Source organism: Nonomuraea endophytica (assembly GCF_014203235.1).
Classification (GTDB): domain Bacteria; phylum Actinomycetota; class Actinomycetes; order Streptosporangiales; family Streptosporangiaceae; genus Nonomuraea; species Nonomuraea endophytica.
In genome coordinates, this window is record NZ_JACHIN010000004.1 from 431,443 (window position 1) to 444,404 (window position 12,962).

At 68.7% G+C, this 12,962-nt stretch carries 12 protein-coding genes; 3 read left to right on the forward strand and 9 right to left on the reverse strand.

Annotated features, from left to right (window positions below; all coding sequences use genetic code 11):
- Positions 1-4: 4 nt before the first annotated feature.
- Positions 5-967, forward strand: a complete 963-nt coding sequence (locus HNR40_RS17615; protein ID WP_184962486.1) for a phosphotransferase — start codon at positions 5-7, stop codon at positions 965-967.
- Here the strand turns inward: HNR40_RS17615 and HNR40_RS17620 are convergent.
- The 8 genes from HNR40_RS17620 to ctaD all read right to left on the reverse strand — a co-directional run bounded on the left by HNR40_RS17620 (position 890) and on the right by ctaD (position 10,067).
- Positions 890-1,828 carry a diacylglycerol/lipid kinase family protein gene (locus HNR40_RS17620; RefSeq protein WP_184962488.1) on the reverse strand — a complete coding sequence of 313 codons (939 nt, stop codon included), beginning with the start codon at positions 1,826-1,828 and terminating at the stop codon, positions 890-892. The two genes, HNR40_RS17615 and HNR40_RS17620, sit on opposite strands and share 78 nt — an antisense overlap.
- A gap of 38 nt (positions 1,829-1,866) precedes the next feature.
- Complete coding sequence (locus HNR40_RS17625) at positions 1,867-4,611, reverse strand: immune inhibitor A domain-containing protein (RefSeq protein ID WP_184962491.1); 2,745 nt, start codon at positions 4,609-4,611, stop codon at positions 1,867-1,869.
- A gap of 73 nt (positions 4,612-4,684) precedes the next feature.
- Positions 4,685-5,032: a fumarate reductase subunit FrdD gene (gene frdD, locus HNR40_RS17630; RefSeq protein WP_184962493.1), complete on the reverse strand. Its 348-nt coding sequence runs from the start codon at positions 5,030-5,032 to the stop codon at positions 4,685-4,687.
- Positions 5,029-5,406, reverse strand: a complete 378-nt coding sequence (locus tag HNR40_RS17635; RefSeq protein ID WP_184962495.1) for a succinate dehydrogenase/fumarate reductase transmembrane subunit — start codon at positions 5,404-5,406, stop codon at positions 5,029-5,031. The genes frdD and HNR40_RS17635 overlap by 4 nt, the downstream gene beginning before the upstream one ends.
- Positions 5,403-6,257 carry a succinate dehydrogenase iron-sulfur subunit gene (gene sdhB / locus HNR40_RS17640; RefSeq protein ID WP_376773476.1) on the reverse strand — a complete coding sequence of 285 codons (855 nt, stop codon included), beginning with the start codon at positions 6,255-6,257 and terminating at the stop codon, positions 5,403-5,405. The genes HNR40_RS17635 and sdhB overlap by 4 nt, the downstream gene beginning before the upstream one ends.
- An 85-nt stretch (positions 6,258-6,342) precedes the next feature.
- Positions 6,343-8,076: a fumarate reductase (quinol) flavoprotein subunit gene (frdA, locus tag HNR40_RS17645; RefSeq protein ID WP_221340488.1), complete on the reverse strand. Its 1,734-nt coding sequence runs from the start codon at positions 8,074-8,076 to the stop codon at positions 6,343-6,345.
- Positions 8,077-8,081: 5 nt separating this feature from the next.
- A complete protein-coding gene (locus HNR40_RS17650; RefSeq protein ID WP_184962500.1) occupies positions 8,082-8,315 on the reverse strand; it encodes a hypothetical protein in 234 nt (77 codons plus the stop codon).
- A 66-nt stretch (positions 8,316-8,381) separates the two neighbouring features.
- Entirely contained in the window at positions 8,382-10,067 is a 1,686-nt protein-coding gene (ctaD, locus tag HNR40_RS17655) for an aa3-type cytochrome oxidase subunit I (protein ID WP_312896396.1), read from the reverse strand.
- 102 nt (positions 10,068-10,169) lie between these two features.
- Between ctaD and HNR40_RS17660 the strand changes: the two genes are divergently transcribed.
- The gene (locus HNR40_RS17660; protein ID WP_184962504.1) at positions 10,170-10,763 is read left to right on the forward strand and encodes a hypothetical protein; all 594 of its coding nucleotides are present in this window, start codon (positions 10,170-10,172) and stop codon (positions 10,761-10,763) included.
- A 56-nt stretch (positions 10,764-10,819) separates the two neighbouring features.
- Entirely contained in the window at positions 10,820-12,013 is a 1,194-nt protein-coding gene (locus tag HNR40_RS17665; protein WP_184962506.1) for an aspartate aminotransferase type Ic, read from the forward strand.
- Between the two features lie 344 nt (positions 12,014-12,357).
- Here the strand turns inward: HNR40_RS17665 and HNR40_RS17670 are convergent, their stop codons facing one another.
- Positions 12,358-12,882 carry a hypothetical protein gene (locus HNR40_RS17670; protein WP_184962508.1) on the reverse strand — a complete coding sequence of 175 codons (525 nt, stop codon included), beginning with the start codon at positions 12,880-12,882 and terminating at the stop codon, positions 12,358-12,360.
- Positions 12,883-12,962 lie beyond the last annotated feature (80 nt).

A 12,962-nucleotide genomic window follows, 5' to 3' on the forward strand; every position in this document is an offset into this window, starting at 1 on the left:
GCGCATGCTGATCGAAACGGCCGAGCGGGTGGCGCGCGAGTTCGAGCTGGGCGAGGTGGCGGCGGAGCCGGTCTACGCGGCCCGCGGCGAGCTGGGCCTGATCTGGCGGGTGGACACCGATCGGGGTTCGTGGGCGGTCAAGGAGTCGCTCATCGAGGTGGCCGAGCACGACGCCGCCGCCGACGTGGCCTTCCAGCGCGCCGCCGCCGCGTCCGGCGTGGTGCTCCCCGCTCCGGTCGTGGACCGCGGCGGGCGGGTTATCCTGCGGGCGCGGCCGTACGACCTGCGGGTTTATGAGTGGGCCGATCTCGCCGCCGGCGAGATCACCGCGGCCCAGCTGGGCGTGGCGACCGCGAGCGTCCATCGCGTACGGCACGCCGCCCGCGGGCCGGTGTCCGAGTGGTTCGCCGCCCCGCTGGGCGCGGACGGGTGGGCGGGGATCGCCGGGATCTCGCGCCGCCAGGAGTGGGAGGACGCGCTGCACGCCTGGCTGGACGACCTCGTCGCGGTGGACGCGATCGTGGTCGCGCCGGATCCGGCGCGGGTGACGACCTGCCATCGCGACCTCAACGAGGAGAACCTGCGCATGTCCACGGCAGGCGTGCTCACCGTCCTGGACTGGGAGAACTGCGGCCCGGCCGTGCCCGCCTGGGAGCTGGCCGCGATCGTGGCCCGCGACCCCGAGGTCTACCGCGCCTACGTGGCGGCGGGCGGGCCGGCCCGGGTGACCCGGCCGGAGGACTTCTCGATGCGCGTGGCCGTACAGGGGCATCTGCTGGAGTTCTACGCGCGGCGGGCGACCGATCCCACGGAAACCGAGGAGAACCGGGCGCGCTCGCGCGCCCGCCTGGGCGAGATGCTGACGCGCCCGCTCACGCTGGAGCGGATCTCAGCGGTCCTCGAAGGTCTCCGGGACCATCACGCGCACTCCGTTGGGCACCACGCGCAGCCTGATGGGTGTGCGTAGGCGTACCTCGCCGTCGACGTCGGCGGCCATCGGCGGGTCGGTCTCCAGCAGCATCTCGCGGCCGGTCACGAACGGCCCGCCGCCCATGCTGCGCCAGCGGCCGGTCGCCGCCCGCACGAGCGTCTCGCCGAGCAGCCGCAGCTTCTTGCCGGAGCCGAGCTGGTAGGCGACGAGCTGGCCGTTGTCGATGCTGATGTCCTTGGCCACCTGCCAGCCGCCGTGGAAGCGGCCGTTGGCGATGTTGAGCTGGTGGGTCAGGAGCTCGTGGCGCTGACCGTCGACGGTGATGAACGCGCGGAACGGCCGGTGGCCCGGCAGGATCGTCAGCGCGGTCAGCGGGTAGGCCGGGCGGCCGATGATGCGCTTGAGCCACGGCTTGACCTTGCCGGCCACCTCGACGGAGACGCCGAAGCTGGCCAGGTTCGCGAACGGCCGGTCGTCGGCCATGCCGAGGTCGATGTCGGCGACCTTGCCGGTGGCGAAGACGTTGATCGCGCCGGCCAGGTCGAGCGGGAGGCCGAGGCTGCGGGCGAAGTTGTTGGTGGTGCCGAGCGGGAGCACGCCGAGCGCCACGTCGCGGTGGGCGATGTGGCGCACGGCCGACGACAGGGTGCCGTCACCGCCCCCGACGATCAGCAGGTCGGGCTTGGTGGCCAGCGCCCTGTCGAGATGCTCACGCAACCGCTTGGGCTTGAGCACCGAGAACTCGGCGAGCGGTTCGAAGCCCAGACCGTGGATGAGGTCGAGCGCCTCGAAGTAGTGGCGGCGACCGCGGCGCGAGCGTGTGTTGATCACCACGGCCACCCGGCGCTCCCGCCGGATGGCCGCGGTGTGCTCCGCCTTGGTCCTAAGGTCCGTCATGGTCCCTCATCGTAGGGCCGCCGGAGCGGCCCCTACGATCACTTCTTGGGCGCGATGACCTGGACGATGGCTCCGAGGTTGCCCGGCAGGGGGCTGACCAGCTTGAACTGGACGCCCAGCGCCTTGCCCTCGTCGCCCGGGTTGCCGGTGCCGAGCTTGTGGCCGTGGCCCATGTCGGTCCCGTACAGGTCGGGGGCGGGAGTGCCGTCGAAGTTGACGACGCGGGTGCTGTACTGCTGGTCGCCCTTGGCCGGAACGACCGCCGAGGCGTCGAAGTCGCGGTAGAACAACGAGCCGTTCTGCAGCTCGAAGCCCGGGTACCAGGTCTTCGCGTCGGTGAAGTTCGGCACACCCTTCAGCGCGGCGATGTCCGAGCAGTACTCGCTGAACGGCTCGTTCGGCGCCTCCAGGCACTCCTTGAACGGGTAGGTCTTGTTGAAGGAGAACGCGGCGTTGGAGGTCTGGGAGCGGCCTTCCAGGTTCTTGTTGCGGCTCGGGTCCTTGGTAGCCGCGGTCCCGGTACGGCGCAGCGGCTCGTAGTGGGAGTCCACGACCAGCAGGCTGCCCTTGGCTCCGATGCTGGGCAGCTGCTCCAGGCTCGGGATGATCACATTGTTGGTGTAGGTCGAGTCGCGGAGCCAGACCAGCAGGCCGGGCGCGTTGTACTTGACCTTCTGCACCTTCCAGGCGCCGTCGCGCGAGTAGGTGGTGTCGTAGGCGTACTGCAGGCCCTTGTCGAAGCCGTCGAAGTTACGCCACTCGGCGAGGTAGAAGCGGGAGATCTCGCGCGAGCCGTTGTTCACGGTCCAGCCCTGGCCGCTGGTGTTGGTGAACGTGCCGCCGGTGGCCTTCCAGCCGTTCTCGCCGCCCTCGACGTCGTCGCTCCACACGGCGGTGCCGCCGTTGGTGAGCTGGAAGTCGTCGGCGTGCCAGCCGCGCGGGGTGGAGGCCGCGTCGGTGTTGTAGGCCAGGCGCAGCTTGACGGTCTGGCCGGCGAACGGGGTCAGGTTGACGTAGTCGTGCCGCCAGCCGTCGGTGTTGCCGGTGAGGCCGTACTTCTTGTTGCCGAAGGTCTTGAGGTTCTTGTTCGGGTCCGGGTAGTCGTCCGGGGTGGTGACTTCCTGGCCGGCCTCGTTGAAGACCTTCTGCTGGGTCCAGGTGTTGCCGCCGTCGGCGGAGACCTCGACGAAGCCGTAGTCCCAGTCGGCCTCGATCTCGTAGTTGTTCCACATCCAGAAGCGCAGGTCGCTTCCGGCGGGCACCTGCACGTCGCGGGTGACCTTGACGTTGGCCCACTCCTGGTCCATGCCGGACCACCAGGCGTTGGTGCCGCTGTGGGCGTCGATCATCTTCAGCGGCTGGCTGGCCAGGTTGACGCGGATGCCGTCGGCGGTGAGCTTGGGCGTGCGCGAGGACTGGCCGACGGTGACGATCTTGCTGGCGTCACCGGGGTTGAGCGTCTTCGGGTTGGCCCAGCCGAGGACCCACTTGTCCCACAGGCCCATGTGCGTCGGCATCGACTGGAAGATCGGGCCGGAGTGCGAGCCGCTGGACATCAGGTCCCAGAAGTCGACGGCGGAGCTGCCCGCGCCGCTGGTGTCGTACAGGTCGGGCAGGCCGAGGTCGTGGCCGTACTCGTGGGCGAAGACGCCGACGCCGGAGTCCTCGGGCTGCACGATGTAGTTCGAGATCTTCTTGTCGGTGCCGGGCACCTGGTAGCCGCCCGCGACCGCGCTGGAGTGCGCCCAGATCGCGTAGGTGCCCTCCTTGCCGCCGTCGGAGGACTTGTCCTTGCCGGCGTGGACGAGCACCAGGTGGTCGATCACGCCGTCGGGCTCGGCGAAGTTGCCGTCGCCGTCCGCGTCGGAGGTGTCCTCCTGGTCGTACTCGGCCCAGTTGAAGCCGGGCTGCGTCTGCGCCAGGACGTTGACCGCGTCGATGGCGAGCTGGCCGGCGCCCAGCGGGTTGTCCGGGTGGCCGGACATGTCCTGGGGAGCGCCACCGCAGGCGGCCGCGCCGTACCACGCCTCGGAGTGCGGGGCCTTGATCCAGCCGACGGCGGAGCCGGTGACGGAGTAGGCGCCCTTGGACATCTCCTCGTACATCTTCTTCATGGTGTGGCCGGAGATGTCGATGCCGGCCCGGCCGTCGCGCGGGTCCTTGAGGTCCTTGCGCACGCGCTCGGTGATGCCCTTGTCGGTGTAGAGCATCTTGTTGAAGTGCGCGGGGCTGAAGTCGGGAACCCAGAAAGAGTTGTTGTCCTTCTGCGGCAGGCTCGCCGGGTCGGGGATGTTGTTGTGGAGCGGTCCGTTCATCTTGGTGCCCGGCGGCTCCACGACGCAGTCCTCGGGGCCGCTGTCGGGGGTGCGCAGGCGGTTGAAGCCGGAGAAGTCGTCGTTGGCGTTCTCGTTGAACTCCACGAGCAACGTCAGCAGCTTGGCCGTCTTGGTCTGCTTCGACTTCTTGAAGATCCAGTCGGCGGGGTTGCGGCCGGTTCTGATGGCCTCGTTCTCCCGGGCGGCCAGGACGCGGCCGGCGACCGGGTTGCCGCTGGTGAACTTCTGGTCGAACTTCTGCGCCGGGGAGAGGCTGCGGGCGGCGGGCGAGCCCGGCGTCGGCGGTTCCTCGAGGGTCTTCTCCACCCGGGGCGGGGCGTAGTTGATGTAGGCGTCAGCCGCGCTGGGGACATACCTCGCGATAGAGGCGTCCACTGGTGCGACGGCGAGTCCCGTGGCGATGAGGGTGAGCGCGGGGACTGTGGCTAAGTAGCGTCTGCTTGGCACAAAGCGGACGCTAAGCCCAAGGTCAAGTGATCGTAAAGCCCTTTCGGGAAATGTGATGTATCAGTGGGGAATTTCAGAACAGCAGAAGCACGGCTAGAGTGCCGCCCGCAATAGCGCCGCCATAACAGAGCAGCGCGATGAACAGGTCGAATCTGGCCACGCCCAGAAGTTCCTCACTGGTGTGCCGGATCCGGTGCGCCGCGTGAAACAGGCACAGCACGATGACGGCCACCAGGGCCAGCCGTACCGGAAGGGGGTCAAGGAGCGCGGTCAGATGCGTGGTGGACGGCCAGTCGAGCACGCCGAGCGGCATGAGCACCCCGAACAGCAGCACCAGCACCGGCAGCAGGAGCGCGGCCACCACTCCCCCGCCGCTGAACAGCAGCCACAGATAAGGCTCGGCCGTACGCCGCCGGCTCATGGCGTCCTCAGCACGAAGTAGGCGATGACCGCCGAGATCAGCAGCCAGGCGGAGTGGTTGCCGCCCTGGATCATCCAGGCGGGCAGGCGGTAGCCGTCCAGCCTGATGACGGTGGCGGTGGGGGCCAGGTTCAGGAACGTCACCGCGTGGAAGGTCGTGGCGGCCAGCGCGACCACGTTGAGCGCGATCACCCACGGCTGCCCGGCGAAGGCGGCCGGGTCGCCGCCGTTCAGCACGGCGTCGATGACGATCATCAGGAAGACGATCGCCCACGCCACGAACACGCTGGTCAGCTCGCGCGCGACGAACACCGTGTAGTTCCGGTTGCGCAGGAACCACGCGTGGTCGCGCGGCGGCCGGTACGCCGTCGTCATCGCCTGCTCCAAGGAAGGATGGACCGCATCGCGGCGGTGACCTTGTAGCGCTGGATCGCCTCGGCCGGATCGACGTGCTTGGGGCAGACCTTGGTGCATTCACCGACGAACGTGCACCCCCACACCGCCTCGTCCAGGTTGAGCATGTCGAAGCGGTCGCCCATGTCGCGCGAGTCGAGCTCGTAGCGCTGGGCCAGCGCGATCGCCGCCGGGCCGAGGAAGTCGGGGTCGAGCACGTAGACCGGGCAGGCCGAGTAGCAGAGCATGCAGTTGATGCACATCGAGTACTGCTTGTACGCCTCCAGCTGCGCCGGGGTCTGCGCGTGCTCGGTCGTCAGCGGCAGTTCCTCGCCTTCCCTGATCAGCCACGGCTTCACGTGCCGCAGCTTGTCGAGGAAGTCGTCGACCTCCACCACCAGGTCGCGGATGATCGGGAAGCCCTTGAGCGGCTCGATCCTGATCGGCCCGTCGCCGAACTCGGTGAAGAACGTGCCGCAGGTCAGCCGGGGCTCGCCGTTGACGTTCATGCCGCAGGAGCCGCAGATGCCCATCCGGCACGACCACCGGAACGACAGCGTCCCGTCGAGCTGGTCCTTGATGTAGTTGAGCCCGTCGAGCACCGCCCAGTCGTCCATGAGCGGCACGTCGAAGCTCTCCAGCACGGGCGCGCTGTCCTGCCCCGGCCGGTATCGGGTGACTTCGAGGGTGATGGTGCGCGTGGTCGTCTGGCGTACCTCGTGGTGTTTCGCCTCAGTGACGCGTCTGATGGTTCCTTCACCCTCCTCATTCGCTCCGCGGCCGGCTTGCTTCGCGGCGCCGTCCACTCCGCTCACTGCGTCGGGTTCAGTCACGCGTCTGATGGTTCCTTCACCCTCCTCATTCGCTCCGCGGCCGGCTTGCTTCGCGGCGCCGTCCACTCCGCTCACTGCGTCGGGTTCAGTCACGGCCGTAAACCCTTTCGCCGGGAGGCCAGCGGGTGATCGTCACGGGCAGCAGCCCGACGGACGGCGCGCCGTCGGGGGCGCGGTAGACGAGCGAGTGGGCCAGGAACTCCCTGTCGTCGCGCGCCTCGTAGTCGGTGCGCTGGTGCGCGCCGCGCGACTCGCGCCGGTTGAGCGCGCAGGCGGCGATCGTCTGCGCCACGTCGAGCATCGTGTGCAGTTCCTGCAGGTTGATCAGCTCGGTGTTGAAGGTGGCGCTGGTGTCGTCCATCCGCGCGCCGTCCGCCCGCTCGCGCAGCTCGGCCAGCGTGTCGACGGCCTTGGCCAGCTCGGCGCCGGTGCGGTAGATCCCGGCCGCGCCCTCCAGCGTGTGCTGCATCCGCTCCCGCAGGTCCGCGATGCGGTCGCCACCGTGGTTGCCCTCCCGCGCGCGCTCCAGCCGCCGCCGCTCGTCCTCCCCCTGCGCGTGTACGGCGGGCGGCTCCGCCTGCCGGTGCGCCTGGGCGAAGGCGGCGGCGGCCGTACCGGCTCTGCGGCCGAAGACGAGGATCTCGGGCAGCGAGTTGGAGCCGAGCCGGTTGGCGCCGTTGATGCTGACGCAGGCGGTCTCACCCGCGGCGTACAGGCCGGCGATCGGGGTGGCGCCGTCCAGGTCGGTGTGGACGCCGCCCATCACGTAGTGCACGACCGGGCGGACCGGGATGAGGTCGGTGGCCGGGTCGAGGTTCTGGTAGCTGCGGCACAGCTCGCGCACGAACGGGATCCTGGCGTCGATCTTGCGTTCGCCCAGGTGGCGCAGGTCGAGGTAGACGACGGGGCCGTAGGGCGTCTCGACGGTGCGGCCGCGCCGCTGCTCGTGCACGAACGCCTGTGAGAGGCGGTCGCGCGGGCCCAGCTCCATGCTGCGCAGCTTCGGCTTCTCCGTCGGCTTTCCCAGGTCGTAGTCCTGCAGGTAGCGGTAGCCGTCCTTGTTGATCAGCCAGCCGCCCTCGGCGCGGGCCGCCTCCGTGATGAGGATGCCGGTGAACGGCAGGCCCGTCGGGTGGTACTGGATGAACTCCATGTCCTTCAGCGGCGCCCCGGCCCGGTAGGCCAGGGCCATGCCGTCGCCGGTCTTGATGGCGGCGTTGGTGGTGAAGGGGAAGACCCGGCCGCAGCCGCCGGTGGCCAGGATGACGGTGCGGGCGGCGATGGTCTCGATGTGCCCGGTCCTGATCTCGACGGCGACGACGCCGTGGACGCGGCCGTCGTCGACGATCAGCTTGGTGACGTACCACTCGTCGTAGCGCCGGATCTCGCCGTACTTCATCGTGGTCTGGAACAGGGTGTGGAGCAGGTGGAAGCCGGTCTTGTCGGCGGCGTACCAGGTGCGCTCGCGCTTCATCCCGCCGAACGGCCGCACCGCCACCCGCCCGTCGGCCTCCCGGCTCCACGGGCAGCCCCAGTGCTCCAGCTGGATCAGCTCCCTGGGCGCCTCGGCCACGAAGGCCTCGACGGCGTCCTGGTCGCAGAGCCAGTCGCCGCCGGAGACGGTGTCGTAGCAGTGCTCGTCCAGGGAGTCTCCTGCCGCGATCACCCCGGCGGCGCCGCCCTCGGCCGAGACGGTGTGGCTGCGCATCGGGTAGACCTTCGACACGACCGCCACGCTCAGCTCCGGGTCGGCCTCGGCGACCGCGATGGCCGCGCGGAGCCCGGCGCCGCCCCCTCCGACGATGAGCACATCGATCATGGGCGTCACTTCCCGTGGTCGGGTTCGATGGGGTCCTTCACCCGCTTGCCGTCGTGCCGGATGGCGGACAGATGGATGCTGCCGTCGTGGTACTCGTGGCGGATCCTGCGGCAGCCGCACTCGAAGAACTGATCCCTGATGACCAGGCCGTAGCCGTCGTCGTCGACGAGGCGCTCACCGCCAGACCGCTTCCCGCAGGGAGCCTGTTCAGGGGTGAAGGGGATTTTGGTGCCTGTCATCGCCGATCTCCCTAGAAAGGCGAAATGTCATCTCCACACAAGCACCACGAGGACCTCCTGAAAAGGTCAGATGTCTCTCTCGGTTTGCGGCTGCTCCACCTGCGGCGGCTGTGCCTGCACCGGCTCGCGGGGATAGTGCAGGTCGAAGGCGGGGCGCTCGGAGCGGATCGGCGGGATGCTGGTGAAGTTGTGGCGCGGCGGCGGGCAGGACGTCGCCCACTCCAGCGAGTTGCAGTAGCCCCACGGGTCGTCGAGGGTGACCTTCGCGCCGTGCCTGGCGGTCTTCCAGACGTTGTAGAGGAACGGCAGCGTCGAGGCGCCGAGCAGGAACGCGCCCACCGAGGAGATCTCGTTGAGCGTGGTGAAGCCGTCGGCGGCGCCGAAGTCGGCGTAGCGGCGCGGCATCCCGAGCGTCCCCAGCCAGTGCTGGATCAGGAACGTGGTGTGGAAGCCGATGAACAGCGTCCAGAAGTGCACCTTGCCGAGCCGGTCGTCGAGCATCCGGCCGGTCATCTTCGGCCACCAGAAGTAGAAGCCGGAGAACATCGCGAACACCACGGTGCCGAAGACCACGTAGTGGAAGTGGGCGACGACGAAGTAGGTGTCGGAGATGTGGAAGTCGAGCGGCGGCGCGGCCAGGATGACGCCGGTCAGCCCGCCGAGCAGGAACGTCACCAGGAACCCGACGGCGAACAGCATCGGCGTCTCGAAGCTGAGATGGCCCCGCCACATCGTGCCGATCCAGTTGAAGAACTTCACGCCGGTCGGCACCGCGATGAGGAACGTCATGAAGGCGAAGAACGGCAGCAGCACCTGCCCGGTCGGGAACATGTGGTGCGCCCACACGGTCATCGACAGCCCGGCGATCGCGATCGTCGCCCCGACCAGCCCCATGTAGCCGAATATCGGCTTACGGCTGAAGACCGGGATGACCTCGGTGATGATGCCGAAGAACGGCAGCGCGATGATGTAGACCTCGGGATGGCCGAAGAACCAGAACAGGTGCTGCCAGAGCATCGCCCCGCCGTTCTCCGGCGCGAACACCTGGGTGCCGAGCTTGCGGTCCGACTCCAGCACCAGCAGCGCCGCCGCCAGCACCGGGAAGGCCATCAGCACGAGCATGCTGGTCAGCAGCGTGTTCCAGGTGAACAGCGGCATCCGGAACATCGTCATGCCCGGCGCCCGCATGCCGATGATCGTGGTGATGAAGTTGACCGAGCCGAGGATCGTGCCGAGCCCCGACAGCGCAAGGCCCATGATCCACAGATCGCCGCCGAGCCCCGGCGAGTACGTGGCGGTCGACAGCGGCGTGTAGGCGAACCAGCCGAAGTCGGCCGCGCCGCCCGGCGAGATGAACCCGGCCAGCACCATCAGCCCGCCGAACAGGAACAGCCAGTACGCCACCGCGTTCAGCCGCGGGAACGCCACGTCCGGAGCCCCGATCTGCAGCGGCATCACCACGTTGGCGAACCCGGCGAACAACGGCGTCGCGAACAGCAGCAGCATCACCGTGCCGTGGATGGTGAACAGCTGGTTGTACTGCTGCTGGCTCACCAGCTGCATGCCCGGCTGGGCCAGCTCGGCCCGCATCACCATCGCCATCAGCCCGGCCACGAGGAAGAACACGAACGAGGTGATCAGGTACAGGTACCCGATGACCTTGTGGTCGGTGGTCGACATCCAGGAGACGATCACGGTGCCCGTACGGCGGCGCCGTACATGCTCGATAGAGGTCTCGCGGACGGTCGTCACGGCAGCTCCCTCCGACGCGGTGCCCCCGATGCCCCCATTCCACGCCAACCGCAGCATTGGCGCAATTACCCTTGCGAAGATCGGCTTAAGGAAGGGTGGACGATGAAGAGGGTCGCGCTGGTGTGCGCCGGGGTCGTGATGGCGGGATTGTTCACGGGGCAGGCGGCGCAGGCGAAGCCGTCCATCCCGAAGAACTTCCTCCTTTATGAGAAGCAGGCGCGCGCGGACGCGGGCGGCGCGCACTGGATCCTCGTCGAGGGCGGCGCGCACGAGGACGTCTGGAACGCCCAGTGCCGCCCGGCGAGCCTCAAGGGCTGGTCGGCGCGGCGGGACCTGACCTATGACACCGAGATCGGCGGCGGCGAGAAGACCAACAGGATCCGCGGCGAGCAGGTGTTCGTGTTCAGCAAGGCGAGCAAGGCGCGGGCGATGATGGCCGGGATGCGCAAGCTGATGAAGGGATGCGCGCAGATCAGGCCGAGCGCGCCGCGGATCGGCGACGAGGCCGTGGGCGGGGTGCTCAAGGTGAAGGCGAAGGTCCCGCAGACCCAGAAGTTCGTGGCGGTACGGCGGGGCGCGGCGGTGGCCCTCTACTGGGATCTGGCCAACGCCGCCAAGCCGCTGCGGTCCATGGCGCAGCACGAGCGGGACGCCAGGCGGATGGCGGGCAAGTTGTGCGCGATCGGCGGCTGCTGACCCGCGCGGGCCCGGCTTCTTCTATCCTTCGTAACGAATCGATCGGAGGAGATCACGTGAACGCTCAGCGCGACTACGACACCCTGGTCAGCCGGGGCCTCAAGCTTGACCTCACCAGGGGCAAGCCGTCGCCGCGCCAGCTCGATCTCGCCGACGCGATGCTGACGCTGCCCACGTCCTACGTCGCCAGGGACGGCATGGACGGCCGCAACTACGGCAACCTGCAGGGGCTGGCCGAGCTGCGCGAGCTGTTCGGTCCGGTGCTGCAGGTCCCGGCGGAGCAGCTGGTGGTGGGCGGCAACTCCAGCCTCACGATGATGCACGACACGGTCGTGCACGCGTTGCTGAGCCCGGTGCCGGGCGCGCCGGTGCGGTGGGTGGAGGCCGGAGAGATCACCTTCCTCTGCCCTGTTCCCGGATATGACCGGCATTTCACGATCTGTGAGCGGTTCGGGATCAAGATGGTCGCGGTGCCGATGAACGCCGACGGGCCGGACATGGACGTCGTCGAGCGGCTGGTGGCCGAGGACGCGAGCGTCAAGGGCATGTGGTGCGTGCCGAAGTACAGCAACCCCTCGGGGATCGTGTACGGCGACGAGACGGTGCGGAGGTTGGCGTCGATGCGCACCGCCGCCCCCGATTTCCGGATTTTTTGGGACAACGCCTATGCGGTGCACCATCTGACCGAGGACCACGCCGAGATCGCCGACCTGCTGGCCCTGAGCGCCTCCCACGGCAACGCCGACCGGGTGTTCGTCTACGGCTCGACGTCGAAGGTGACGCTGGCGGGCAGCGGGGTGTCGTTCTTCGGTTCGTCACCGGCGAACGTCGCGTGGTTCCTGGCCAACACGGCCAAGCAGTCCATCGGGCCCGACAAGATCAACCAGCTGCGGCACGTGGAGTTTCTACGCGACGGCGCGGGGGTGGCGGCGCACATGCGCAAGCACGCCGAGCTGATCGGGCCGAAGTTCGCGGTCGTTGACCAGATCCTCTCGAAGGAGCTGGGCGAGCTCGCCACCTGGACCAGCCCGAAGGGCGGGTACTTCATCACCCTTGAGGTGCCGAACGCCCGGCGGGTGGTGGAACTGGCCAAGAACGCGGGCATCGCCCTTACGCCGGCCGGTGCCACACACCCGTATGGCGACGACCCGTCCGACCGGTTCATCCGGATCGCCCCGACTTACCCGAGCCTCGACGAACTCGAACAGGCCATGCACGGCCTCGTCATCTGCGTCCGCGCCGCCACCTAATCGATCTCTGCGGCTTTGAGTATGCTGCGCCCTCATCCGCTACGGCGCAGCCCAGTGGGCGCCTCCCACCGTCGTGGGCTCGCATCCGTGCGGGGTCGGCCGGCAGTCTGACGTGGTGCTCGCCGTTACGGCGGTTCGCCGGCAGGGTTCCGTGCCCTGCGCGGGCCGCCGTACCGGCGCGCCGAACACCACCGCCGGACTTCCCGCCGTCTCGGCGCGAAAACCGGCTCCGCCCCACGGCCCCCGCGGCACGCGAACCTCCCGGCACGCGACGCCTGCGCACAGACCCTCTCGGTGCACGAGCCCCTCGGCGCACGGAGCCCCCGGTAGGCAGGGGTTGGGGGCTAGCGGCGGAAGCCGAAGATGTATTCGCGGGTTTCGCTGGGGTGGAAGGAGACGCCTACGCCGGGTTCGAAGGCGGCGTTGTCGCGGGCGCAGTAGAACAGGCCGTGCCAGACCTCGATCGCCCGTTCCCTGGCCGGGGTTTCGGCGTCGTCGCGTTTGCGGGCGCCGTAGGAGCCGACCACGAAGAACGTGCCGAAGATCCAGAAGAGGCCGGTCAGGCAGAACGGCGCCAGCAGTACCTCGCCCCAGGACGCGTTTCCGCCCATCGCGATGATCAGCGCGACCACCAGGTGCACCAGTGCGGCGGCCAGCAGCATGAGGTAGCCCTGGTTGCGGGCCCAGGGCGTGTAGTGGCGGCTGGGGAAGGAGAGCCATACCGCGAGCTGGGTTCGGCTCATCGCGCGCTTGGAGACGCCCAGAGAGGGCGCGGTGGGTAGGTCGTGGACCTGTTTGTCGCCTGGCAGACGTACCCGGCCGATTTTGTACATCGTGCCGGCGGCGACGACCCCCGGCACCGAGGCCACCTGATCAGCCTGGGAACACACCGGGCACGTCACATCCACCTGGTGCAGTCTGGCCGTAAGGCGTGGCCAGCGCAAACCGT